We start from the raw sequence: 21,532 nt of genomic DNA on the forward strand, positions 1-21,532 counted from the left end.
CTAACCGGCGGTCCCCGCGCGGCGGCGGGCGATCACCCAGCCGACACCCGCCGCGCCCACCAGTGCGAGGACCAGTTCGGGCCAGGCGCCGACGCGGGTGGCGGGCGTCAGGGAGCTGCGCCTCGGCACCTCCGCGACCAGGGACTCGGCCGTGAACATCCCGGTGCGCTGCGCGATCGTCCCGTCCGGGCGGATCACCGCGCTCACACCGCTGGTCACAGGGACCATGACGGCACGGCCGTGCTCGACGGCCCGCACCCGGTCCATGGCCAGTTGCTGGTACGTCATCTGACTGCGCTCGAACGTGGCGTTGTTGCTGGGTACGGAGAGGATCTCGGCGCCCTCGCGCACCTGGTCCCTGACCACGTCGTCGAAGGCGGCCTCGTAGCAGGTGACCGGGCCGACCCCGGTGCCCGCCATGTCGAACACGGCCGGGTCCGCACCGGGCTCGAAGACACCGGCGCGGTCGACGTCGGAGCTGAAGAGGCGGAAGAAGCCGCGGTAGGGCATGTACTCGCCGAAGGGCTGGAGGTGCCGCTTGTCGTAGACGGCGCCGGGGCCGGTCTTCGGGTCCCACAGGATCTGCCGGTTGCGCGGCTTGCCGTCCTCCCCGGTGACGACGGCGCCCACCGAGACGGGGGCGCCGATGGCCTTGACGGCCTTGTCGATCACGGCGTGGGCGTCGTCGTTCGTGTACGGGTCGATGTCCGAGGAGTTCTCCGGCCACAGGACCAGATCGGGCTGCTTCGCCTTGCCCGCCTTGACCTCGGCGGCGAGGCGCAGGGTCTCCCGCACGTGGTGGTCGAGGACCGCGCGGCGCTGGGCGTTGAAGTCCAGGCCCATGCGCGGCACATTGCCCTGGATCACCGCGACGGTGGCGGTGCCGTGCTCGGCGCCCGTGGACACCAGCGGGGTGGCGGCGGCTCCTGCCAGCACGGGGCCGAGGGCGAGCGCCGCGGACGTCACCAGGGCCCGGTCGCGCGTGCGGCGGTCGGCCACGAGACGGCGTACGACATCGCCGATGCCGAAGCCGCAGAGGACCACCGCGAAGCCGAGCAGCGGGGTGCCGCCGAGCGCGGCGAGGGGCAGGAACAGGCCGTCGGGCTGGCTGTAGGCGACCTTGCCCCAGGGGAAGCCCTCGAACGGGAAGCGCGCCCGCGCCGCCTCCCCCACGATCCACACACCACCGGCCCACACCGGCCACACCGGCAGTTGGGACACGAAGGCGATGCCCAGGCCGGTCAGACCGAGGAACACCGCTTCGGCCACGGCGAGCGCGATCCACGGCACGGGACCCACGTCGACGCCCGTGAAGGACAGCAGGGGCAGGAAGTAGCCGAGCCCCATGAGCATGCCGAGGCCGAAGCCCGCCTTGGGCCGCCGGCCGTGCAGCACGAAGGCGAGCAGCGCGAACGCGAAGGGCGCGAGCCACCACAGCTCACGCGGGGCGAAGCTCAGATAGAGGAGCACTCCGGAGAGCACGGCCGCCCCGGCCGGAATCAGCCGTCGTCTGAGCCGCTCGGCACGCGTTTCCGGTCCGGGCTGCGGTGCGGTCTGCTCGGACGCGTCGGCGGGAACGGTGGTGGCGGTCACCCGGGGAGTGTACGGCGCGTCACCTGGGCACCGACAGCGCGGCCTGCGGGCCCCGCACACCTGCCCCGAAGGACCGTTCCCTGCCCCGGACGGATCGTTCCTGCGCAAGTTGTCCCCATCTGGTGTCCGCAGCCGCTAGCGTGGGCCCACGTCCCTGACGTGCGTCGACAACAAGCCATGCACTCGGGGGCCGTCACACATCGGGGGGCGACGGGTGACGTCGAGGAAGACGACTGCGGCGACCGCGACCGCCGCCGGGGCCCACGAGCGGCGGGGGGCCGCGGGCTCCGCGACGGCCGCGGCCACCGCCGACACCGTGGGCATGGCGATCCTCGCGGCCTGTGCCGCCTGGGTCCTGATCACGACCGGTGTGCGCGGCGGCAGGCCCGACGGGATACTGCTCGCGGTCCTCGCGGTGGCCGCCGGGTACGCGGGCGGGCGCATCACGGGCGCGCTGCTGCCGGTCGCCGCGCCGTGTGCCGGTGCGCTCGGCGGGGTCGCGCTCGCGGCGGCCGCCCCGCACGTCACCCCGGGGCCCGTCAGCTCCTCGCCGCTCGGCCCTGTCGGCGCCACGGCGGCGCTGCTCGCCCTCGCCGCGGGTGCGGCCTGCTGCGCGGCGTGGGCGGCGCACGGGGTGCTGCGGACCTGGCTGCGGCTGCTCGCGGCGGGGGTCGTGGTGGCGGCGGCACTGCTCGGTTCGACGGCCGGGGTGATCGCGTCCGCGGGGATCGTGCTCTGTTCGCTCGCGACGGCGCTGATGCGGCGCAGGGGGCTCGTCCTCACGGGGTTCGCGCTGACCACGGCCGTGGTGGCGGGCCTGGCCTGGACCGTGGCGGGCGGGGCGCTGCCCGAGGGGCTCGCCACGTCCCTGGAGGGGCAGCTCGGCCCTTTCCGGGTGCGGATGTGGCAGGACGCCGAGGGGCTCGCGGCGGCGCATCCGGCCCTCGGTGTGGGCCCGGGGCGGTTCGGCGAGACGTCGCCCGCGGTCACCGAGGGCCTCCTGGCGGACGCCAAGCCGCATTCGGCGCTGTTGCAGCAGGCGGCCGAGCAGGGGTTGGTGGGCGTCGCGCTGCTCGCGGCGGCCTTCTGCTGGATGCTCTTCGCCCTGTGGCGCTCGCCGCGGTCCACCCAGGTCGTCCTGACGGCGGGCGCGGCCCTCACGGCACTCGCGGTGGTGGCGACGGTCGGCAACGCGCTGAGCGTGACGTCCGTGTCGGTGGGCGCGGGACTGCTCGCGGGCATCGCCACGGCACGGCCCCTGGAGGACGGGCGGGACCAGGTCAGGCCGGGGCGCTCCCGGCCGCCCGCAGCCGGTCGCGGATGATGCGGACGGCGGCCTCGGCGTTGTCGACGGTGACGGTGAACTTGCGGCCGTCACCGAGCATCAGGACGACGCCCTCACCGCGCCGGACGACGACGGCGGTGCCCTGCTCGGGCCGCCAGCGGTAGCCCCAGCCGCCCCACTGCCGGGGCGTGACGGCCGGTGCGAACTCCGCGCCGACGATGTGCGAGAGCAGGATGCGGCGACGCGGCACCCCGATGTGGCCGCAGCGCACCTCCAGGGAGTCCTCGTCGACCTTCACGGCGACGTGCACGAAGGCGAGCGTGCCGAACAGGATGAGCAGGCCGACCGCGATGCAGCCGACGATCGACATGATCAGCGGCAGGATGCCCGAGGGCCACAGGGCCTCGACGGCCAGGTCGATGCCCAGGGCCAGACAGGCGGCACCGGCACAGGCCAGCAACCACTGACCTCGGTTCCGCGCGCGTCCGGTCCAGATCTCGGTCTGCTCCGAGCTGACCCGCTCGCTGGGGGCGTGGTCCGTCATGAAGTCGAGAGTACGCACGTTCCGCCCCGAAGGCACGACGTCGCGTAACCACATCCGTGGGCGACGGGGTACGAGGGGTCCGTGACCCGGCGTCGTGGGTGCTGGGGCGGGGTGCTGTGCGTTGCGCCACACGCGTGGGGCGGGGCTGGGGGCGCGGGGGAACGTTCGCCCTCGCGGTACAGGACTTCGCGGTCAGGACTTCAGGGCCGGGTCGGTGGCGGCGAGGAGGCGTCCCTCCGCGTAGATGTGGGCCGCGCGCGGGAGGGGCGCCTCGTGGCCGCCGAGGAGGACCGTGAGGGTCCCTTCGGTGCCTTCGGTGCCTTCGGTGCCTTCGGTGCCTTCGGTGCCTTCGGTGCCTCCGGTGCGCTCGGGGGCGTCCTGGGCGGAGTCCCCGTGCGGGGCGGCGGCGCGTTCGCGGGCCCTGCGCAGGGCCTGCGCGGCGACGGCTCCGGCGGAGCCGTACAGGACGAGCGGCGGCCGGTCCGGCTGCTGCACGGCGGCCCGGATGCGCTCCCCCACCAGCTCGTAATGGGTGCAGCCCAGGACGACGGCCCTTACATCGGGCGGGGTGAGGGCCGCGGCGGCCTCGATGGCCCGCGTGATGGCGTCCTCGTCGGCCTCCTGCACGGCGTCGGCGAGGCCGGGGCAGGGCACCTCGGTCACGGACACACCGCTGGCGAAGTCCTCGATGAGACCCCGCTGATAGGGACTGCCGGTGGTGGCGGGCGTGGCCCAGATGGCGACGGGCCCCCCGCCGGCCGCCGCGGGCTTGATCGCCGGGACCGTGCCGATGACGGGCAGCTCCGGCTCCAGGCGGGCGCGCAGGGCGGGCAGGGCGTGCACGGACGCGGTGTTACAGGCGACGATCAGCGCGTCGGGGCGGTGCGCGGCGGCGGCCTCGGCGACGGCGAGGGCCAGCTCGGTGATTTCCGCCGGGGACTGCGGGCCCCAGGGCATCGAGTCCGGGTCGGACGACAGGACGAGGTCCGCTTCCGGGTGCAGTCTGCGCACCGTAGCGGCCGCGGCGAGCAGTCCGATGCCGGAGTCCATCAGCGCGATCTTCACCCGGTCACCTTAGACGATCGGTCGGACAAGCCCGGCGGGGTGGGGCAGACTGCGGCGGATGAGCGTCGTTGTGTGGATCGCCGCCGCCTCGTTCGCCGGTTGGCTGTGGCTGCTGGTGGGGCAGGGCTTCTTCTGGCGTACGGATCTTCGCCTGCCGCCGCGCGAGGAGCCGGAGCAGTGGCCGTCGGTCGCCGTCGTCGTCCCCGCGCGGGACGAGGCCGAGGTGCTGCCGACGAGCCTGCCTTCGCTGCTCGCGCAGGACTATCCGGGCCACGCCGAGGTGTATCTCGTCGACGACGGCAGCACCGACGGCACCGGCGAGCTGGCCCGGGCCCTCGCGGAGCGGACCGGCGGGCTCGCGCTGACGGTGACGTCGCCGGGTGAGCCGCCCGCCGGGTGGACCGGCAAGCTGTGGGCGGTGCGGCACGGCATGGACCGGGCACGCGCGCGTGACCCGGAGTATCTGCTGCTCACCGACGCGGACATCGCCCATGAACCGGACAGCCTGCGGACGTTGGTGGCCGCGGCGGGGACCGGCGGCTACGACCTCGTCTCGCAGATGGCGCGGCTGCGGGTCGTGAGCGGGTGGGAGCGCCTGGTCGTCCCGGCGTTCGTGTACTTCTTCGCGCAGCTCTATCCGTTCCGCTGGATCGGCCGGAAGGGCGGGCGGACCGCGGCGGCGGCGGGCGGGTGCGTGCTGCTGCGCGCGGACGCCGCCGAGCGGGCCCGGGTCCCCGACGCCATCCGGCACGCGGTCATCGACGACGTGGCGCTCGCCCGGGCGGTCAAGCGCGCGGGCGGCCACATCTGGCTGGGCCTCGCCGACCGGGTCGACAGTGTGCGCCCCTATCCGCGTCTCGTCCATCTGTGGCGGATGGTGGCGCGCAGCGCGTACGCCCAGCTTCGGCACAACCCCGCGGTGCTCGTGGGGACGGTGGCGGGGCTCGCGGTGGTGTATCTGGCGCCGCCGCTCGCCCTGTTCGCGGGCCTGGCCGCGGGCAGGGCGGGCGCCGCGGTGCTCGGCGGGCTCGCGTGGTTGGTGATGACCGCGACGTATCTGCCGATGCTCCGCTACTACCGCCAGCCCCTGTGGCTCGCCCTCACGCTGCCCGCCACCGCGTTCCTCTATCTCCTGATGACGGTGGACTCCGCCGTGCAGCACTACCGGGGGCGGGGCGCGGCCTGGAAGGGCCGCACCTACGCCCGCCCCGACACGATGGCGCCGGAGGAGTCCCGCCCCTAGTTCCCCTCAGTCCTTTGCTGGACCCCCGCCCGCGGGGCGCGGTCACTTGCGGCCCGGCGTCCAGTTCATGCCCCAGCCGTAGGCGTAGTCGATGGTCCGCTGCGGGCTCACGCCGCGCTCGGGCACGAGGTAGCGGGCCTCGCGCTTGACGGTGAGTTCGCCGCCGTTGTTGGTGATCAGGGCGAGGGCGCAGACCGTGGACGGCACCGTGCACTCGTCGAGGGAGAAGTCGATCGGCGCGCCGTGCTGCGGGGTCAGCGTGACCGTGGCGTTCAGGTCGGCGAAGCTGCGCGCGCCCTCGTAGATGGTCACGAAGATGACCAGGCGCTTCAGCTCCTGGGAGTGGTCGAGGTTGACCGTCAGGTTCTCGCCGGTGGAGACGGCGCCGGTGCGGTCGTCGCCGTCGAGGAGGATGTACGGCGGCTGGTGCAGGGCGCCGAAGGCGTTGCCGAGTGCCTGGACGACGCCCTTGCGGCCGTCGGCGAGTTCGAACAGGGCGCACAGGTCGAGGTCGAGGTCGGCGTGCATGGCGACGGCGCGCCCGAGCTTGCTGGCCCAGCCCTTGAACTGCTTGCGCACCTCCCAGTTGAGGTTCACGCGCAGCGCGCCGGAGGTGCCGCCCTGCTTGGTCAGCGAGACCGAGGGCGCTTCCTTGGTCAGCGTGACCTTGGTGAGGCGCACCGGCTGCGCGGGCGCCGCGGCGGGCGGCGGCGGGGACACGGGGGCGGGCGCCGCCACCGGAGGCGCGGCGGGGGGTGCGACGGGCGGCGCGGGAGCAGGGCTGGGCGCGGGGGCCTGCACGGACGGCTGGGCGGACGCCGGGGCGGGCGGCGCCTGCTGGGGCTCGTCGACCGAGATGCCGTAGTCGGTGGCCAGGCCTTCGAGTCCGCTGCTGTAGCCCTGCCCGACGGCACGGAACTTCCAGGCGCCCTGGCGGCGGTAGAGCTCGCCGAGGACGAAGGCCGTCTCCACGGTGGCGTCCGCGCTGTCGTACCGGGCGATCTCCGCGCCGCCGGCCGCGTCGACGACCCGGATGTGCAGACCGGGGACCTTGCCGAACGAACCGCCGTCCGACGAGGCGGCGAGGACCACCGTCTCGATCGCGGGCTCCACGCGCGCGAGGTCGATGACGAGCGAGTCGGTCACGCCGCCGCCCGCGGACCGCTTGCCCTCGTGACGCACCGCGCCGGAGGCGTGCGTCGCCTGGTTGTAGAACACGAAGTCGGCGTCCGAGCGCACCTTCCCCGTGGCGCCGAGCAACAGCGCGGAGGCGTCCGCGTCCGGCACCCCGGGACCCGAGCCCCACCCCAATTCGACCCGCACCGAGGGTGCCTGCACGGGAACATTCGAACCTTTGGCCATTGACATGTTTGCCCCCATCACAAGTTGCCGGGTCGGCCGGGCCGCCGTTGCGTTCCGACCCAACCTATTACCTGGCATTCGAAGCGGTGCACGGGCGGTCCCCGCGGCGCCCTCCGGACGGGCGAAGGAAGCCGGAGGAACACCGGAAGGTCAGATGCGGGACAGCCGCGGGACCCGCGCCGGTCGACCGCGGGTAACCCCGGTGGACGCCACCGTGAGCAACCCGCGTAGACCGCCGCATTTACACGATCCCTACGTCTCCGCACGACCGATTTTCCCAAGTTCGCTCGCATTGGGGAACGGCGGCCCCTGGCGACACGCAAAACAACCCTCTTATCGGTCTCCCCAACCAGCACATCAAGGGCTTAACTTATGGAGCATGACCTCCCCCCGCTCCACCTATGGCGGCGGCTACTACTCCGCGCCGTCCTTCCCGGACACCCCGATCTACGACTCCCTGGTCGCCGAGCGGGGCACCCCGCAGATCGCCCCGATCCGGGTCCCTTCCGCGTACGACACGGGCAGTCACCTCCCCGCTCTCCCTGCCCTGCCCGCCCTGCCCTCGGGCCCCTCGATGCACCCGGCGGCCGCCATGGCCCCGGCGCCGATGCCCGCGGCGGCCCACCCCAACCCGGCGTACGGCTACGCCCACGCCCCGCAGCCCGCTCCGCTGCAACAGGCCCCGGCGCCGTACATCCCGCAGCAGGCCGCGGGCCCGCGCGGTTATCCGGGACCGCAGCCGCAACGCCCCATGGGCAACGCGCAGCCCCAACGCCCAGTGGGCAACACTGGGTACGAGGCGATGCGCCCGGCGGCGCCCCGCCCGGCACCGGCCCCGCACGAGGACCCGTACAACCGGCAGTACCGCGGCTACTGATCGGCTGCGGCCGTCGCTGTCAGTGCCTGCTGGCAGGATGGCCGCATGCCGATTCCCGCGCTCCACTCGCTGCACATCCACCCGCTGAAGGCGGCCGGGGGGCACGCTCCGCGTGAGGCCGTCGTCGAGCCCTGGGGTCTTGCGGGTGACCGGAGATGGGTGTTGGTCGACAGTGCGGGCAAGGTCGTGACGCAGCGGCCCCATCCGCGTCTCGCGACAGTCGCCGTCGAGCTCCTGCCCGACGGCGGTATACGCATGTCCGCGCCCGGCGCCCGGCCGCTCGCCGTCGCCGTGCCGGAGCCCGGGGCGACGGTGCCCGTGCAGTTCCCGCGGGACAAGGCCGAGGGCGTTCCCGCGGGGCCCGCGGCGCACGCGTGGTTCAGCGCGCTCCTCGGCCTGGACGTCCGCCTGTGCCACCTCGACGACCCGGCGACGCGCCGCCCCATCGCCGCGGAGTACGGCAGGCCCGGCGAGACCCTCTCCTTCGCCGACGCTCTGCCGCTCCTGCTCACCACACTCTCCTCCCTCGACGCCCTGAACTCGCTCATCGCGCAGGGCGACCACGCGGACGAGGGCCCGCTGCCCATGGACCGCTTCCGGCCGAACGCGGTGGTGGCGGGCACCCCGCCGTGGTCGGAGGACGACTGGTCGCGCCTCGCCATCGGTGACGTGGTGTTCCGGGTGGCCAGGAAGTGCGCGCGGTGCGTGGTGACCACCACCGACCAGCGCACCGCCGAGCGCGGCAAGGAGCCGCTGCGCACCCTCGCCCGCCACCGCCGCGTCGGTGACCAGTTGCTCTTCGGGCTGCAGCTCGTGCCCGAATCGACGGGAACCATTCGTATCGGTGACCCGGTGGAGATCCTCGAATGAACGGGCGGGAACCGGGGAACTCGACGTCGGTGGGAGGACGTTGACGTACCTGGCGCGGTCGGGTCGACGCGGAAGGGGTTCAGGACTGTGCGAGCGATCACCGGACTCTGGCGCTGGCGCCACAACCCGCTGCGGCGTCCCACCGACATCGCCGAGGCCTGGACGGCGCTCGTCGCCCTCCTCCTGATCCTGATCGCCGCCCCCGTCGCCGGAGCGGTCACGGGCCTGCTCACGCACGACGCGTTGCAGCGCGCGGTCACCGCCCAGCGCGAGGCCCGCCACAGCGTCACCGCCACCGTCCTGGAGCGCTACGACCAGCCGCCCCTGGACCCCGACCCCGAGACCTCCTCCGCCCGCGACGCGCACCGCAGGGTCCTCGCGAGCTGGACCGCCCCCGACGGCTCCGGACACGCGGGCACGGTCGCCACGGGCCTCAAGTCCCCCCGCCCCGGCGACCGGTTCCGGGTCTGGACCGACGCCGCGGGCCATATCGTCGCCCGCCCCCTCGACACCGCCACGGCGTCGACGCACGCCGCCCTGGCCGGCTTCGGCGCGGCCCTGTTCTGCGGCGGGCTCGTCGAGGGCGGCAGGCGCGTGGTCGTCCGGCACCTGGTCCGCCGCCGTCACGCCCACTGGGACCAGGCCTGGAACAAGGCGGGCCCGGACTGGGGCAGGGCGGGCACGGGCGCCTGAGCAGGCGGGATCCGTTGCCACCGGCCCGGCCATCGGGTCAACTCGCCCTCCTCGCGCGCGCTACGGTGGACCGGGCGAACTCTTCGGCCTCCTTGCGCGCGGGCGCGAGGCCCGCGTAATCCGAGGTGGGGGCAGAGCAACTCCATGGCACAGGGCACGGTCCAGGTGACGCACACCGGTACGTCGCGGTGGCGGCGCCGCACGGGCGAGTACGCATCGCTGGCAGCCGCCCTGGAGGCCGCGAGCGACGGCGACATCCTGACGGTGGCCCCGGGCACGTACCGCGAGAACCTCGTCGTCGAGCGGGCGGTCACGCTGCGCGGCCCCGAGGGCTCCGCCGGCTCCGTGCGCATCGCGCCGGTGGACGGGGTGCCGCTGACGGTGCGGGCGTCCGCGCTCGTACAGGACCTCCATGTGGAGGGTCAGGACTCGGCGGCGCCCGCGCTGCTCGTCGAGGACGGCGCGCCGGAGCTCAACGACGTACGGGTGATGACGCGTTCCGCCTGCGGCATCGAGGTACGCGGCGGCGCCCGCCCGACGGTGCGCCGCTGCACGGTCGACAACCCGGGCGGCATCGGCATCGGCGTGCTCGACGGCGGCGGCGGTGTGTTCGAGGAGTGCGAGGTCGTCGCCGCGGGCCAGTCCGGCGTCTCGGTGCGCGGCGGCGGCCGTCCGCGCCTGGAGCGCTGCCGGGTGCACCACGCCTCGGGCGCGGGCCTGTCGGTCACCGGCGAGGGCAGCGGCCTGGAAGCCGTCGGCTGCGAGGTGTACGAGATCAAGGGCTCGGGCGTGCACGTCGCCGCGCGGGCCACGGCGCATCTCACGGACTGCGGGGTGCACCGTACGACGGCCGACGGCGTCACCCTCGACACCGACGCCGTCCTCACCCTCGCCGACTGCCGCATCCACGACATCCCCGAGAACGCCGTCGACCTGCGCTCCCGGTCGGTCCTGACGCTGACGCGCACCACCGTGCGCGAGTTCGGCCGCAACGGCCTCTCGGTGTGGGACCCCGGCACCCGGGTCGACGCCAACCAGTGCGAGATCCACGACAGTACGGGCGACTATCCGGCGGTCTGGGTCAGCGACGGGGCGACGGCCGTCCTTGAGTCGTGCCGGGTGCACGACGTGCCGGACGCGCTGTTCGTCCTCGACCGCGGCTCGCGCGTCGACGTCGTCGACAGCGACCTCACCCAGGTCCGCAACACGGCGGTGTCGGTCAGCGACGGCGCTACGGCGCAGCTCGACGACGTACGCATCAGGGACGCCGCGACCGGCGCGTGGTTCCGGGACCACGGCAGCGGCGGCGTCCTCGCCAACTGCACGGTCGACGCCACCCAGACGGGCGTCATCGTCACCAAGGGCGCCGACCCCACCATCGAGCGGTGCACGGTCACCTCGCCCGCCGAAGCGGGTTTCTACGTCTCCGCGGGCGGCCGCGGCAGCCTGGACCGCTGCAAGGTCACCGGCAGCGGCGGGTACGGCTTCCATGTGATCGACGGCTGCCGTACGACGCTGCGCCGGTGCCGTACGGAGCGGTGCGCGCGCGGCGGGTACGAGTTCGCGGAGGACGGGCCGCTGGTCGAGGACTGCACGAGCGACGAGAGCGCGGGGGTGCGGCCGGCCGCGTCGGAGGCGGCCCCGCAGACGGCCACCCAGAGCGCGGGGTTGCTCGGCGCGATGCCGGGCCCGCGCCCCGCGGAGCCGCCCGCCGCGACCGTGCCCGCACAGGCGTCCCGCTCCTCGAAGGCGGTGCTCGGCGAACTCGACACCCTGGTGGGTCTGGAGAGCGTCAAGCGCGAGGTGCGGGCGCTCACCGACATGATCGAGGTGGGCCGCCGCCGCCAGGAGGCGGGGCTCAAGGCGGCCTCGGTGCGCCGTCATCTGGTGTTCACCGGCTCCCCCGGCACCGGCAAGACGACCGTGGCCCGGCTCTACGGCGAGATCCTGGCCGCGCTCGGCGTCCTGGAGCGCGGCCATCTCGTCGAGGTGTCCCGCGTGGATCTGGTGGGCGAGCACATCGGCTCCACGGCGATCCGTACCCAGGAGGCCTTCGACCGGGCGCGCGGCGGGGTGCTGTTCATCGACGAGGCCTACGCGCTCTCCCCCGAGGACTCCGGACGCGACTTCGGCCGTGAGGCCATCGACACACTCGTGAAGCTGATGGAGGACCACCGGGAGGCCGTGGTCGTGATCGTCGCGGGCTACACGGCGGAGATGAACCGCTTCCTGTCCGTCAACCCCGGTGTGGCGTCCCGGTTCTCGCGCACCATCACCTTCAGCGACTACGCACCCGAGGAGCTTCTGCGCATCGTCGAGCAGCAGGCCGAGGAGCACGAGTACACCCTCGGTCAGGGCACGGGCGAGGCGCTGCTCAAGTACTTCACGGCCATCCCCAAGGGCCCGGCGTTCGGCAACGGCCGCACGGCACGCCAGACGTTCGAGGCCATGGTGGAACGGCACGCGGGCCGGGTCGCCCAACTGGCGACGCCGAGCACGGACGACCTCACGCTGCTGTATCCGGAGGATCTGCCGGATCTGCCGTAGCCGCCGTGTCCGTCGCGGCCGCCGATGCCCCCGTGTCCGTGTCCGCCCCCGCCGCCGGGCGCGGTGCGGGCACCGCGGGCCTGAGCCGGGCGAGCAGCCGGGTGCGCTCCTCGGCGAACGCCGGGTCGGCCTGGTAGTCGCCGTGCCCGAGTATCGGCGCGGGCAAGGGGTGTGACTCGGTGCGGCCGTAGGCGAGCGGGTCGCGCAGTGGTGCGCGGTCGACCTGCGGTCCGCAGTCGCCGTGCAGTCGGACGGGCCCGCCGATGGGGTCGGTGAGGCGGTACAGATTGCGCCAGCAGTCGACCTCGCGGTGCAGGGAGCTGAGGGCCGCGGGTCCGAAGTGCGCGGGGAACCAGCGGCCGTAGAGGCGTTCAAGGGGGGAGCCGTAGGTGAGCAGGGCGACGCGTTTGCGTACGGAGGGGTGCAACTGCCAGGCCGCGGCGGCGGCGAGCACACTGCCCTGGGAGTGCCCCGACAGGACGAGACGCCCCCCGGTGGCGCGGGTCCAGGTGTGCATGCGCCAGGTCAGGTCGGGCACCGCGCGCTCGGCGTAGCAGGGGGGCGCGAAGGGGTGGGCGGCGCGCGGCCAGAATGTGCCGACGTCCCACAGGATGCCGATGGTGCGGCGGGCCGACGGGTCGCGGTAGGCGCGGCGGCCCCAGGTGACGAAGAGTATGAAGCCGAAACCGATCAGCCAGGAGCCGAGGGCCTGCGCGGTCTCGGCGAAGCCCTGGACGAAGGGCGGGGTGTCCCGCGCCGCCCGGCCGGGCACGTTGCCGGTGGACCAGGCGCCGATGAGGGCCACCGCGCCGAGGAGCAGGGTGGTGCCCGATGTGATGCCGACGATCCTGGGCGCCCGGTCGGTGAGGGACGCGCCCACCCGGGTGCGCGCGATGCGTCGGGTACGGGTGGTGTCCCTGCGCTCCTTCGGGTAGTCGAGCGGCACTTGGACCAGTTCGCGCCGCAGCAGCCGCACGGAGCGCACGGCCAGCCAGCCGCACAGCACGGCGACGACCACGAGGAGCGGCGGGATGACGGACGCCTGCCAGGTGAGGAGCGCCGGCGGCCCGTCGATGGAGCCGCCCGCGCCCGGTGACCCCGACCCGTCGAGCCAGTCGGCGACGCGCTGCGACCCGCCGCCCGACATCACCCCGCCCAGGGCGCACGCGAGCATGGCCACGGCAGGGCCGCCGAGCCCGCGGACGGCGGTGCGGGCGTCGGGCGCGCCGCGGAAGATGAGGGTGGCGACCACGGCAAGGGCCAGGACGAGGGCGCCCTGGACGAGGGCGATGCCGCCGAAGACGGTGTTGCCCGGCAGTCGGCCCGCCGAGGTCCAGTCGGGCCGTGACCACCCGGCGTACACGACGGCGAGGACGAGCAGCGCCAGGGCGGCGACCGGCAGCCTGCGCACCAGGGTGCGGTCGACGCGCCGGTCGAGGCGGTTCTCGCTGCGGCCCCTGCGGCACACCACCCACACCACGAACGCGCCCCCGGCGACCAGGGCCGACATCAGTGCCCAGCCGGCGATGTCGAGGAGGGCCGGGCCGCCGGGCCGCCGGTCCTGGCGGGCGGCCGAGGCGCCGACGGCGGCGGCGACCGTCAGGAGGCCCGCGGCGGTGTGGGCGGCGCGCAGGCGGGCGACGATCCGGCGCCCGTACCAGAATCCCGGCTTGCCGAGGGCGTTGCGGGCGGCCTCCTCCGGGTCCGGTTGGTGGGGCATCGGCTGCTGGGACTCGTACGCGCTCCAGGTGCGGTGGGACAGATACCAGAGCAGGCCGGTGAGTGCGGCGGGCAGGGTCGCGGCCAGGGCCAGGCGGCGGCCGGGCTGCGACCACCAGCCGCCGCCCCCGGCGGACCGGGGCGCGAGGAAGCCGAGCCAGGAGTGGTCGTTCGCGCAGGCGGCGGTGCCCGCGCACTGCCAGGCCGTCAGATCGATCGCTATCTCGCAGGCGGCGGCGACCAGGAGCACGGTGAGGGTGAGGGCGAGCAGCCGCACGAGGAGGCCGTAGGTGCGCACGGCGCGGTGCGCGCGGCGGGCCGTGGGCCGCATCCAGTGGGCGAGGTTGACCACCATGAACGGCAGGAGCAGCAGCCACAGGGCTCGGGAGCCGTTGCCGGACGTCAGATTGCACCAGACGTAGGCCTCGGGGACCGGGCGTCCGCGGTGGTCCTGCGGGTGTTCCTCGGCGTCCACGTCGTCGGTGCGGCGGTAGACGGCCGCGGTCCTGTCACCGGAGACGGAGACGGTGCGGGGGTCGCCCAGCATCTGCTCCGGCGTGGTGCCGCCGACGCCGTGGACGAGCAGTTCTAGGGCGATCGGCTCGTGCTGCTCCCCGTGCTCCACTGTTCCGCATCCCCCGAGTCGCGCGCTGTCATGAGTCGCGTACGGCCACGCAAGGAAACCAGGATCGCCGCTTCCCGCCCCGTGCGCAGCATCCGTCACGTAATCTCCCCCTTCCGTGCTTCCGCCGGGCGCGCCCGGTCGGTGGCGTGCGCAACGAGGGCTCGTGCGAGGATGAAGCGACCTGGTGACGGGCGCCGGCGGGTGGAAAGGGCATGGACCTGACGTGAGCGAGAATCAGAACCTCCTCGCGGAGCAGCGTCGCGCCCTGATCCTGGACGAGGTCCGCAGGCGCGGCGGCGTCCGGGTCAACGAACTGACCAGGAAACTGGGCGTGTCCGACATGACCGTCCGCCGTGATCTGGACACCCTCGCCCGCCAGGGTGTCCTGGAGAAGGTGCACGGCGGCGCGGTCCCGGTGGCGGAGGCCAGCACGCACGAGCCGGGCTTCGAGGCGAAGTCGGGTCTCGAACTCAGCGCCAAGGAGGACATCGCGCGGACCGCGGCGACGCTGGTGGCGCCGGGCACGGCCATCGCGCTCTCCGGAGGCACCACGACGTACGCGCTCGCCCACCATCTGCTCGACGTCCCCGATCTGACCGTGGTGACGAACTCGGTGCGGGTCGCGGACGTCTTCCACTCCGCGCAGCGCAGCTCGGGCCAGCGGCAGGGCGCGGCCACGGTGGTCCTCACCGGTGGTGTGCGCACGCCGTCGGACTCGCTGGTGGGTCCGGTCGCCGACCAGGCCATCGCGGCGCTCCACTTCGACGTGCTGTTCCTCGGCGTGCACGGCATATCGGCGGAGGCGGGGCTCTCCACACCGAATCTGGCGGAGGCGGAGACCAACCGCCGTCTGGTGCAGTCCGCGCGCCGCGTGGTCGTGGTGGCGGACCACACCAAGTGGGGCACGGTGGGCCTGAGTTCGTTCGCCACCCTCGGCCAGGTCGACACACTCGTCACGGACGCGGGTCTTGCCGGGCACGCGCGCGCGGAGATCTCCGAGCACCTGCGCGGGCTCCTGGTCGCGGGTACGCCGGGCGACGGCGATCCCACCGACAGCACTGCCAGCACCGACGGCGCCGAGGGCACCGGCGGCGCCGAGGGCACCGGGGCCGGTGAGGGCCGCGGGGCCGAAGGGGCTGTGGACGCCGCAGACGGCTGACGGCACGCCCGCTATGGTGGCCGGGCCCGGTCAGCCGCCCTACTCCGTCAGGGGGTCGCGTTCCATGGCACGCCGTCTGAGGCCCGTGGGCCTGGAGTTCCTGAAGACCGCTCCGGTGCGTCTGGTGTTCGCCCGGGAAGTCTTCGCCCCGGCGCGGACGGTGTACGCGGCGCTCGCGGACGACGTCGAGGGCTGGCCCGAGTGGTTCACGGCCGTCACGTCCGCCGGGCCCGTCGACGGTGGCCGGGGGCGGGTGGTCCGGCTCCGGGGCGGCACCCGCTTCCGCGAGACGATCCTCGCCGCGGAGCCGCCCCGCACGTACGCCTATCGCGTCGATGTGACCAACGCTCCCGGGCTGCGCGCCCTTGTGGAGGAGTGGTCGCTCAGCCCGCTCACCGACACCAGTACGCGGGTGCGGTGGACGTTCGCGGCCGAGGCGGTGGCGCCGCTGCGCCTTGCCCTCACGTACGGGCGCCGCGGCCTCGACCGGAGCTTCACCACCGCGGTCACCAACCTCGACCGCCGCCTGGCCCGGAAGGACGCCTCCTAGACCACCCCGGCGGCCGGGTCCGCGGCGGGCCACCGGCCGGTGGCGAGCAGGATCTCGATGCTCCGCTCGTACGGTGTGATGTCGAGGCCCTGCCCGGCGAGCCAGGTGTCCGAGTAGTACTTGTCCAGATACCGGTCGCCCGGGTCGCAGATGAGGGTGACGACGCTGCCCTTGCGGCCCGCGGCCACCATCTCCGCGACGATCCGGAGGGCGCTCCACAGCCCCGTCCCTGTCGAACCGCCCGCCTTGCGGCCGATGGCGCGGTCCAGTGCGCGCACGGCCGCCACGCTCGCCGCGTCCGGGACCTTCATCATGCGGTCGACGGCGCCGGGCACGAAGCTCGGCTCCATCCGCGGCCTGCCGATGCCCTCGATGCGGGAGCCACAGTCGCTGGTGGCGTCGGGGTCGTGGTGCGTCCAGCCGTCGAAGAAGCAGGAGTTCTCCGGGTCGGCGACACAGATCCGGGTGTCGTGCTGCATGTAGTGCACATAGCGGGCGATGGTCGCGGAGGTACCGCCGGTACCCGCCGTGGCGACGATCCACGCGGGTTCCGGATAACGCTCGAGGCGCAGTTGCTGGAACATCGACTCGGCGATGTTGTTGTTGCCGCGCCAGTCCGTGGCCCGTTCCGCGTAGGTGAACTGGTCCATGTAGTGGCCGCCGGTCTCGACGGCGAGCCGGGCCGACTCCGCGTACATGGTGCGGGAGTCGTCCACGAAATGGCACCGGCCGCCGTGGAACTCGATCAGGCGGCACTTCTCGGCGCTCGTCGTGCGCGGCATCACCGCGATGAAGGGCACGCCGATGAGTTTCGCGAAGTACGCCTCGGAGACGGCCGTCGAACCGCTGGAGGCCTCGATCACGGGGCGGTCCGGACGGATCCAGCCATTGCACAGGCCGTAGAGGAACAGCGAGCGGGCGAGGCGGTGCTTGAGGCTGCCGGTCGGGTGCGTCGACTCGTCCTTCAGATACAGGTCGATGCCCCAGTGCTCGGGCAGCGGGAAGCGCAGCAGATGGGTGTCCGCGGACCGGTTGGCGTCGGCCTGGACCTTGCGCACGGCCTCTTTCAGCCAGGAGCGGTAACCCTCGTCGCTGCGGTCCACGTCGAGAGTGGCCATCGGCTCGTCGATCGGATCGTGCTGGATGGTGCGCACCGTATGGCTCCTCAGCCTCGTGCCGGAGCCGGTTCGAGCCGGCCTCACCCCTTGATGATAAACACCCAAAACACCGTGCTCACCTGCATAAACACACCTTTTGGCCCCTCAAAGGCGCCGCTTCCCCACCGCCGGGACCGCCGGACGGCGGCGCCGTCGCACGCGAAGTGGCATGTGCGACGTAGCCGGGCACACTGGTCCTCGGCGCCGCGTGCGTGCACACTGCACCGCAGCGGCGGGGGTAGGTTTTCTGCAGGCGCACGACGGCGCGCAGCGCGCCGGACGCGCAATCAGGCGCACCATCACCAGGCGCACGAGGGGCGGAGACTCATGGCAGAGCCGGAGTTCAGGGCCACGGGCGTGCGGATCGGGCGGCGGCTCAGGTCGCTGACGCGCGCGGGCCAGGTCCGGATCAGCGACGGCAGGCTGGAACTGCTCACCAGTTACGGCACGGAGATCGACAGCGCGCCCCTGCGGACGGTGCGCGCGGGCAAGCCGTGGTTCGCCCCGCACGACCGTGCCCTGGCCGATGTGAACGGCACCCGGTACCTGCTCACCCTGGGCGAACACGATCCCGTGCCCGGAGAGACCGGGCCCCCCACGGTCCGTACCTTCCTGGAGGCGCTGCGCACGGCAGCGGGCGGACGCCGGAGCTGAGGGGCGCGAGGCGGGCGCGAGTTGCACGCCCGCACCCCCTGGGTCACGCTGGTCTCACATCACTCTGGGTTTACCGGCGATTACGCTGCGAACCAGCCCGCCGGGCCACCACAGCAGGCGGCAGTACCGCACAGCGGCCCCTGCTGGATCCGAACGCCGTCTTCTTCCGGACCTCAATTCGGGGAGTCGCACCGTGATCAGCCAGCCAAGCAGGCATTGCACGGTAGAGCTCCAAGCCCTGCCGTCGCGGATCGGCCAAGTCCGCAGAATCGTATCGGCGCAGTTGCGCTATTGGCATCTGGACCCTCTCATCGACCAGGCCGCGCTCGGTGTGACCGAGCTCCTGACCAACGTCCACCGGCACGCGGAGCCGGACAAGATGTGCACCGTGGAGATCGAGCTGCTGCTCGAACGGCTCATGGTCTCCGTGCACGACCACGACCCGCGCCTTCCGGTCGTGAACGAAGCCGAACCGTTCGAGACCTGCGGGCGCGGGCTCGCCATGGTCGCCGCGGTCAGCGAGAGCTGGGGCGTGCAGCCACAGGGCGAGGCGGGCAAGGTCGTCTGGTTCACGCTCTGCGCCCCGTCGTCCCCCCTGACGGCGCCCGCGTACCCCGTGTACGGCACCGCCGGCGCGGAACCGTTCGCCGACGTCGCCGCCGACGTCGCCGCCGACGCCGGTGCGCACGCTCCCGCCCGGTCGGCCGTTGCCGGCTGACCGGGCGGTGACGTCTTCTCCGCTCCGCTGCGCGCTCGCTCGTTCGCCGCTCCCCTTCGCGCTCACTCGGCGGCGATGGCCCGCAGCACGTCGAGGCGGGCGGCGCGCCGGGCGGGTCGCAGTCCCGCGAGGGCTCCCGCCGCAAGGCCCACCAGGGTGACCACGGCGAGCTGTGCCGGTGGCAGCGCGAAGGCGAAGGCGGTGTCGGACGCTCCGTCGGAGGCCTTCACGAGGACCCAGCCGAGGAAGCCGCCGAGCGCGAGGCCGCCCGCCGTGCCGAACGCGGCGACCAGGACGGACTCCCAGCGGACCATGGCCCGCAACTGCCCGCGGGTCTGGCCGACGGCCCGCAGCAGCCCCAGTTCGCGGGTGCGTTCGTGCATCGCGAGGGTCAGGGTGTTGGCGATGCCGAGGAGCGCGATGAGTACGGCGAGCGCGAGCAGGGCGTAGACGAGGGTCAGCATCATGTCGATGCCGCCCGCCGCGGACCGCGCGTACTCGTCGCGGGTCTGGACCTCCGGGTTCCCGTACGCCTTCGCCACCGCGGACACGGCGTGCTTGCCGTCGGCCGCGCTCACGCCGTCCTTGAAGGTCACCGACACCAGCGTGTCGGAGTCCTGGCCTCGGTGCGGGGCCCAGGCGTCACGGGTGATGACGTAGTCACCGACGAGTTCGGACCGCCCGTACACGGCGCGGACGGTGAAGGTGTCCTTCTTGCCGTCGGTGAAGGCGAGTTCGGCCCGGTCGCCGACCGTCAGGTGCTGTGCGTCGGCCTCGCCGCGGGTGAGGGCGATGCCGTCGTCGCCGAGGCCGTTCAGGCTTCCCTCGACCGTGCCGAGGTCGAAGGACTTGGCGAGCGCTACCGGGTCGGTGACGGTCAACTCCCGTCCCTCACCGTTGACTTCGGCCACTCCCCTGCCGAGGCCGACGGCCGTGGCGACCTCCGGGCGCTCCGCGACGGCTGGTGCGAGGCGCGGGCTGAGGCCACTCCCGCCCGCGCCGAACGACGGGGTGCTCACCGCGACGTCGCCCGCGAACGAACGCGACACCGTCTGGTCCATGGTGGCCTTCAGCGAGGCGCCGAAGACCGTGAACAGCGAGACGACGGCGACGCCGATCATCAGGGCGCTCGCGGTGGCGGCGGTCCGCTTCGGGCTGCGCAGGGCGTTGCGCCGGGCCAGCGAACCGGTGACACCGCGCAGTTGGTCGAGGGGCCCGCCGATGATCCGCACCGCCCACGTGGACGCGACCGGGCCGAGGACCACGAACGCCACCAGGGCGAGTACCGCGCCGGCGCCCGCGAGCAGGACGGACGGCGACACCAGAACGCCTGTCAGGGCGAGGGCCACGGCGGTCGGCGCGAGGACGGCTCCCACGACCACGCGGGCGCGGGAGGCGGCGGACTGGTCGACGGCCGCCTCCCGCAGCGCCGCCAACGGGGCCGTGCGCCCTGCCCGGACGGCGGGCAGCAGCGCGGAGGCCACGCACACGACGACGCCGACCGCGAGGGGCAGCAGCATCGACGTGCCGCTGAGCACCAGATCGCCCTCGGGGAAGGGGAAACCGATGGCGGGGAACAGCGCCTGTAGGCCGACTGCGATGCCGATGCCGCCCGCGAGCCCCGCCGCGGACGCCACCACGGCCACCGCGCCCGCCTCGGTCAGCGTCGCCGCGGTGACCTGCCCGCGCGAGGCGCCGAGCGCGCGCAGCAGGGCGTTCTCGCGGGTGCGCTGGGCGACGACGATGACGAAGGTGTTGTGGATGGAGAACGTCGCGACGAGCAGCGCGATGCCGGAGAAGACCAGCAGGAACGTCGTGAACAGCGTCAGGAACTGGCCGGAGATCATGTCGGAGCTCTCCGCCGCCGACTCCTGCCCCGTGAGGGCCTCGGTCCCCTCGGGCAGGGCGGGTGCGAGGCGGTCGACCAGCTCCCGCTGACCGATGCCCGGCTCCGCGCGCACCTGCACCGACGCGGCACGGTCCGGCTCCGGCATCAGATACCTCTCTGCGTCGGCCTGGGTCAGGCCCGCGAACGTGGTCTGCGCCATGCCGTCCTGGCCGCCGAAGGTGGCGAGGCCCACGATCGTCACCTCAACGGGGTCGGGCGTGCGCAGCGTCGTGGTGTCGCCGACCTCCAGGTCACCGCTCTCGGCGGCACCCCGGTTGACGACGACCTCACCGGACCTGGCGGGGGCGCGGCCCTCGGCGAGGCGGTACGGGTTGAGTTCGGGGTCGGCGATCCAGTTCCCGGCGAGCGTGGGCGGGCCCTGGCCACCGATCGGATCACCGTCCTTGCCGATGAGCTGGCCCGCGCCCTGGATGTCGGGCGCGGCGGCGGCGACGCCCGGCACCTTCTCGATCCGGCCGACCAGCGCGGTGTCGACGGACCGCCGCACGCCCTGGCTCTCGCCGGGAGCGGTGATGGTGCTCGCGCTGCGGACGACCGCGTCGGTGCCCCGCGTCGCGTCGCCGAACATCGTGTCGAAGCTCGCCCGCAGGGTGTCACCCATGACGAGCGTGCCCGCGAGGAAGGCAACGCCGAGCAGCACGGCGAAGAACGTACCGGCGAAGCGGCGCTTGTGGCCGCGCAGCGAGGTGAGGCTGAGGCGCAGGGCGGGGCCGGTCGGACCGGTGGGGGTGGGACGGCCCGCGCCCGCACCGTCTCCGGCTCCAGCTCCGGCACCGGCTCCGGCTCCCGCACCGGCTCCCGCACCGGCTCCCGCACCGGCTCCCGCACGTGTGGTGCTCATGGCCTGGCTCCTTCCGGCGCGGTGCCGGACGCGGTACCGGACTGGTCGCCGGACGCGGTGCCGGAGGCGGTGCCGGACGCGGTACCGGCTTGGACGCCGGACTGGACGTCGGACTGGACGT

General features: G+C 73.6%; 17 protein-coding genes. 10 read left to right on the plus strand and 7 right to left on the minus strand.

Going from position 1 to position 21,532, the window contains the following annotated elements; translation table 11 throughout:
* On the minus strand, positions 1-1,593 hold the full coding sequence (gene lnt, locus IG78_RS0101535; protein WP_030559114.1) for an apolipoprotein N-acyltransferase: 1,593 nt from the start codon (positions 1,591-1,593) through the stop codon (positions 1-3).
* Between the two features lie 322 nt (positions 1,594-1,915).
* Between lnt and IG78_RS0101540 the strand changes: the two genes are divergently transcribed.
* On the plus strand, positions 1,916-2,917 hold the full coding sequence (locus IG78_RS0101540) for an O-antigen ligase family protein (RefSeq protein ID WP_030559115.1): 1,002 nt from the start codon (positions 1,916-1,918) through the stop codon (positions 2,915-2,917).
* Here the strand turns inward: IG78_RS0101540 and IG78_RS0101545 are convergent.
* Together IG78_RS0101545 and IG78_RS0101550 are read right to left on the minus strand one after the other, a co-directional pair.
* Positions 2,874-3,422, minus strand: a complete 549-nt coding sequence (locus tag IG78_RS0101545; protein WP_030559116.1) for a hypothetical protein — start codon at positions 3,420-3,422, stop codon at positions 2,874-2,876. The genes IG78_RS0101540 and IG78_RS0101545 overlap by 44 nt on opposite strands.
* Before the next feature lie 192 nt (positions 3,423-3,614).
* On the minus strand, positions 3,615-4,487 hold the full coding sequence (locus IG78_RS0101550; RefSeq protein WP_030559118.1) for a glutamate racemase: 873 nt from the start codon (positions 4,485-4,487) through the stop codon (positions 3,615-3,617).
* Positions 4,488-4,545: 58 nt separating this feature from the next.
* On the opposite strand from IG78_RS0101550, the gene IG78_RS0101555 reads away from it, so the two are divergent.
* Positions 4,546-5,730, plus strand: a complete 1,185-nt coding sequence (locus IG78_RS0101555) for a glycosyltransferase (RefSeq protein ID WP_030559119.1) — start codon at positions 4,546-4,548, stop codon at positions 5,728-5,730.
* A 42-nt stretch (positions 5,731-5,772) separates the two neighbouring features.
* On the opposite strand, the gene IG78_RS0101560 is transcribed toward IG78_RS0101555, so the two are convergent.
* Positions 5,773-7,110 carry a TerD family protein gene (locus IG78_RS0101560; protein WP_078964691.1) on the minus strand — a complete coding sequence of 446 codons (1,338 nt, stop codon included), beginning with the start codon at positions 7,108-7,110 and terminating at the stop codon, positions 5,773-5,775.
* Between the two features lie 361 nt (positions 7,111-7,471).
* On the opposite strand from IG78_RS0101560, the gene IG78_RS0101565 reads away from it, so the two are divergent.
* From IG78_RS0101565 to IG78_RS0101580, 4 genes are all read left to right on the plus strand, one after another.
* On the plus strand, positions 7,472-7,969 hold the full coding sequence (locus IG78_RS0101565; RefSeq protein ID WP_030559122.1) for a DUF6643 family protein: 498 nt from the start codon (positions 7,472-7,474) through the stop codon (positions 7,967-7,969).
* 45 nt (positions 7,970-8,014) lie between these two features.
* Complete coding sequence (locus IG78_RS0101570; RefSeq protein ID WP_030559123.1) at positions 8,015-8,839, plus strand: MOSC domain-containing protein; 825 nt, start codon at positions 8,015-8,017, stop codon at positions 8,837-8,839.
* Positions 8,840-8,926: 87 nt separating this feature from the next.
* Entirely contained in the window at positions 8,927-9,532 is a 606-nt protein-coding gene (locus tag IG78_RS0101575; protein ID WP_030559125.1) for an Rv1733c family protein, read from the plus strand.
* A gap of 144 nt (positions 9,533-9,676) precedes the next feature.
* The gene (locus IG78_RS0101580) at positions 9,677-12,079 is read left to right on the plus strand and encodes a right-handed parallel beta-helix repeat-containing protein (RefSeq protein WP_030559126.1); all 2,403 of its coding nucleotides are present in this window, start codon (positions 9,677-9,679) and stop codon (positions 12,077-12,079) included.
* On the opposite strand, the gene IG78_RS0101585 is transcribed toward IG78_RS0101580, so the two are convergent.
* A complete protein-coding gene (locus IG78_RS0101585) occupies positions 12,039-14,423 on the minus strand; it encodes a hypothetical protein (protein WP_051852274.1) in 2,385 nt (794 codons plus the stop codon). The two genes, IG78_RS0101580 and IG78_RS0101585, sit on opposite strands and share 41 nt — an antisense overlap.
* Positions 14,424-14,646: 223 nt before the next feature.
* On the opposite strand from IG78_RS0101585, the gene IG78_RS0101590 reads away from it, so the two are divergent.
* Positions 14,647-15,582: a DeoR/GlpR family DNA-binding transcription regulator gene (locus IG78_RS0101590; protein ID WP_078964692.1), complete on the plus strand. Its 936-nt coding sequence runs from the start codon at positions 14,647-14,649 to the stop codon at positions 15,580-15,582.
* A 64-nt stretch (positions 15,583-15,646) separates the two neighbouring features.
* A complete protein-coding gene (locus tag IG78_RS0101595; RefSeq protein ID WP_030559131.1) occupies positions 15,647-16,132 on the plus strand; it encodes an SRPBCC family protein in 486 nt (161 codons plus the stop codon).
* On the opposite strand, the gene cds1 is transcribed toward IG78_RS0101595, so the two are convergent.
* Positions 16,129-17,250 carry an L-cysteine desulfhydrase Cds1 gene (gene cds1 / locus IG78_RS0101600; protein ID WP_051852299.1) on the minus strand — a complete coding sequence of 374 codons (1,122 nt, stop codon included), beginning with the start codon at positions 17,248-17,250 and terminating at the stop codon, positions 16,129-16,131. The genes IG78_RS0101595 and cds1 overlap by 4 nt on opposite strands.
* A 366-nt stretch (positions 17,251-17,616) precedes the next feature.
* Between cds1 and IG78_RS0101605 the strand changes: the two genes are divergently transcribed.
* Together IG78_RS0101605 and IG78_RS0101610 are read left to right on the plus strand one after the other, a co-directional pair.
* Positions 17,617-17,943 (plus strand): hypothetical protein, encoded by a 327-nt coding sequence (locus IG78_RS0101605; RefSeq protein ID WP_030559133.1) that lies wholly within the window; start codon positions 17,617-17,619, stop codon positions 17,941-17,943.
* A gap of 193 nt (positions 17,944-18,136) precedes the next feature.
* Entirely contained in the window at positions 18,137-18,661 is a 525-nt protein-coding gene (locus IG78_RS0101610) for an ATP-binding protein (RefSeq protein WP_030559134.1), read from the plus strand.
* Positions 18,662-18,723: 62 nt separating this feature from the next.
* Here IG78_RS0101610 and IG78_RS0101615 read toward each other — a convergent pair whose 3' ends face one another.
* A complete protein-coding gene (locus IG78_RS0101615) occupies positions 18,724-21,411 on the minus strand; it encodes an ABC transporter permease (RefSeq protein ID WP_078968700.1) in 2,688 nt (895 codons plus the stop codon).
* Positions 21,412-21,532: the final 121 nt, after the last annotated feature.

The sequence above is a fragment of the Streptomyces aureocirculatus genome (assembly GCF_000720475.1).
GTDB classification, from domain to species: Bacteria; Actinomycetota; Actinomycetes; order Streptomycetales; family Streptomycetaceae; genus Streptomyces; species Streptomyces aureocirculatus.

What these genes read in the sequence shown, in the direction of transcription:
- IG78_RS0101570 (WP_030559123.1), top strand. Translation starts at nt 8,015, where the DNA reads ATGCCGATTCCCGCGCTCCACTCGCTGCACATCCACCCGCTGAAGGCG.
- IG78_RS0101565 (WP_030559122.1), top strand. Translation starts at nt 7,472, where the DNA reads ATGACCTCCCCCCGCTCCACCTATGGCGGCGGCTACTACTCCGCGCCG.
- cds1 (WP_051852299.1), bottom strand. Translation starts at nt 17,250, where the DNA reads ATGGCCACTCTCGACGTGGACCGCAGCGACGAGGGTTACCGCTCCTGG.
- IG78_RS0101540 (WP_030559115.1), top strand. Translation starts at nt 1,916, where the DNA reads ATGGCGATCCTCGCGGCCTGTGCCGCCTGGGTCCTGATCACGACCGGT.
- IG78_RS0101595 (WP_030559131.1), top strand. Translation starts at nt 15,647, where the DNA reads ATGGCACGCCGTCTGAGGCCCGTGGGCCTGGAGTTCCTGAAGACCGCT.
- IG78_RS0101615 (WP_078968700.1), bottom strand. Translation starts at nt 21,411, where the DNA reads ATGAGCACCACACGTGCGGGAGCCGGTGCGGGAGCCGGTGCGGGAGCC.
- IG78_RS0101605 (WP_030559133.1), top strand. Translation starts at nt 17,617, where the DNA reads ATGGCAGAGCCGGAGTTCAGGGCCACGGGCGTGCGGATCGGGCGGCGG.
- IG78_RS0101545 (WP_030559116.1), bottom strand. Translation starts at nt 3,422, where the DNA reads ATGACGGACCACGCCCCCAGCGAGCGGGTCAGCTCGGAGCAGACCGAG.
- IG78_RS0101580 (WP_030559126.1), top strand. Translation starts at nt 9,677, where the DNA reads ATGGCACAGGGCACGGTCCAGGTGACGCACACCGGTACGTCGCGGTGG.
- IG78_RS0101555 (WP_030559119.1), top strand. Translation starts at nt 4,546, where the DNA reads ATGAGCGTCGTTGTGTGGATCGCCGCCGCCTCGTTCGCCGGTTGGCTG.
- IG78_RS0101560 (WP_078964691.1), bottom strand. Translation starts at nt 7,110, where the DNA reads ATGGGGGCAAACATGTCAATGGCCAAAGGTTCGAATGTTCCCGTGCAG.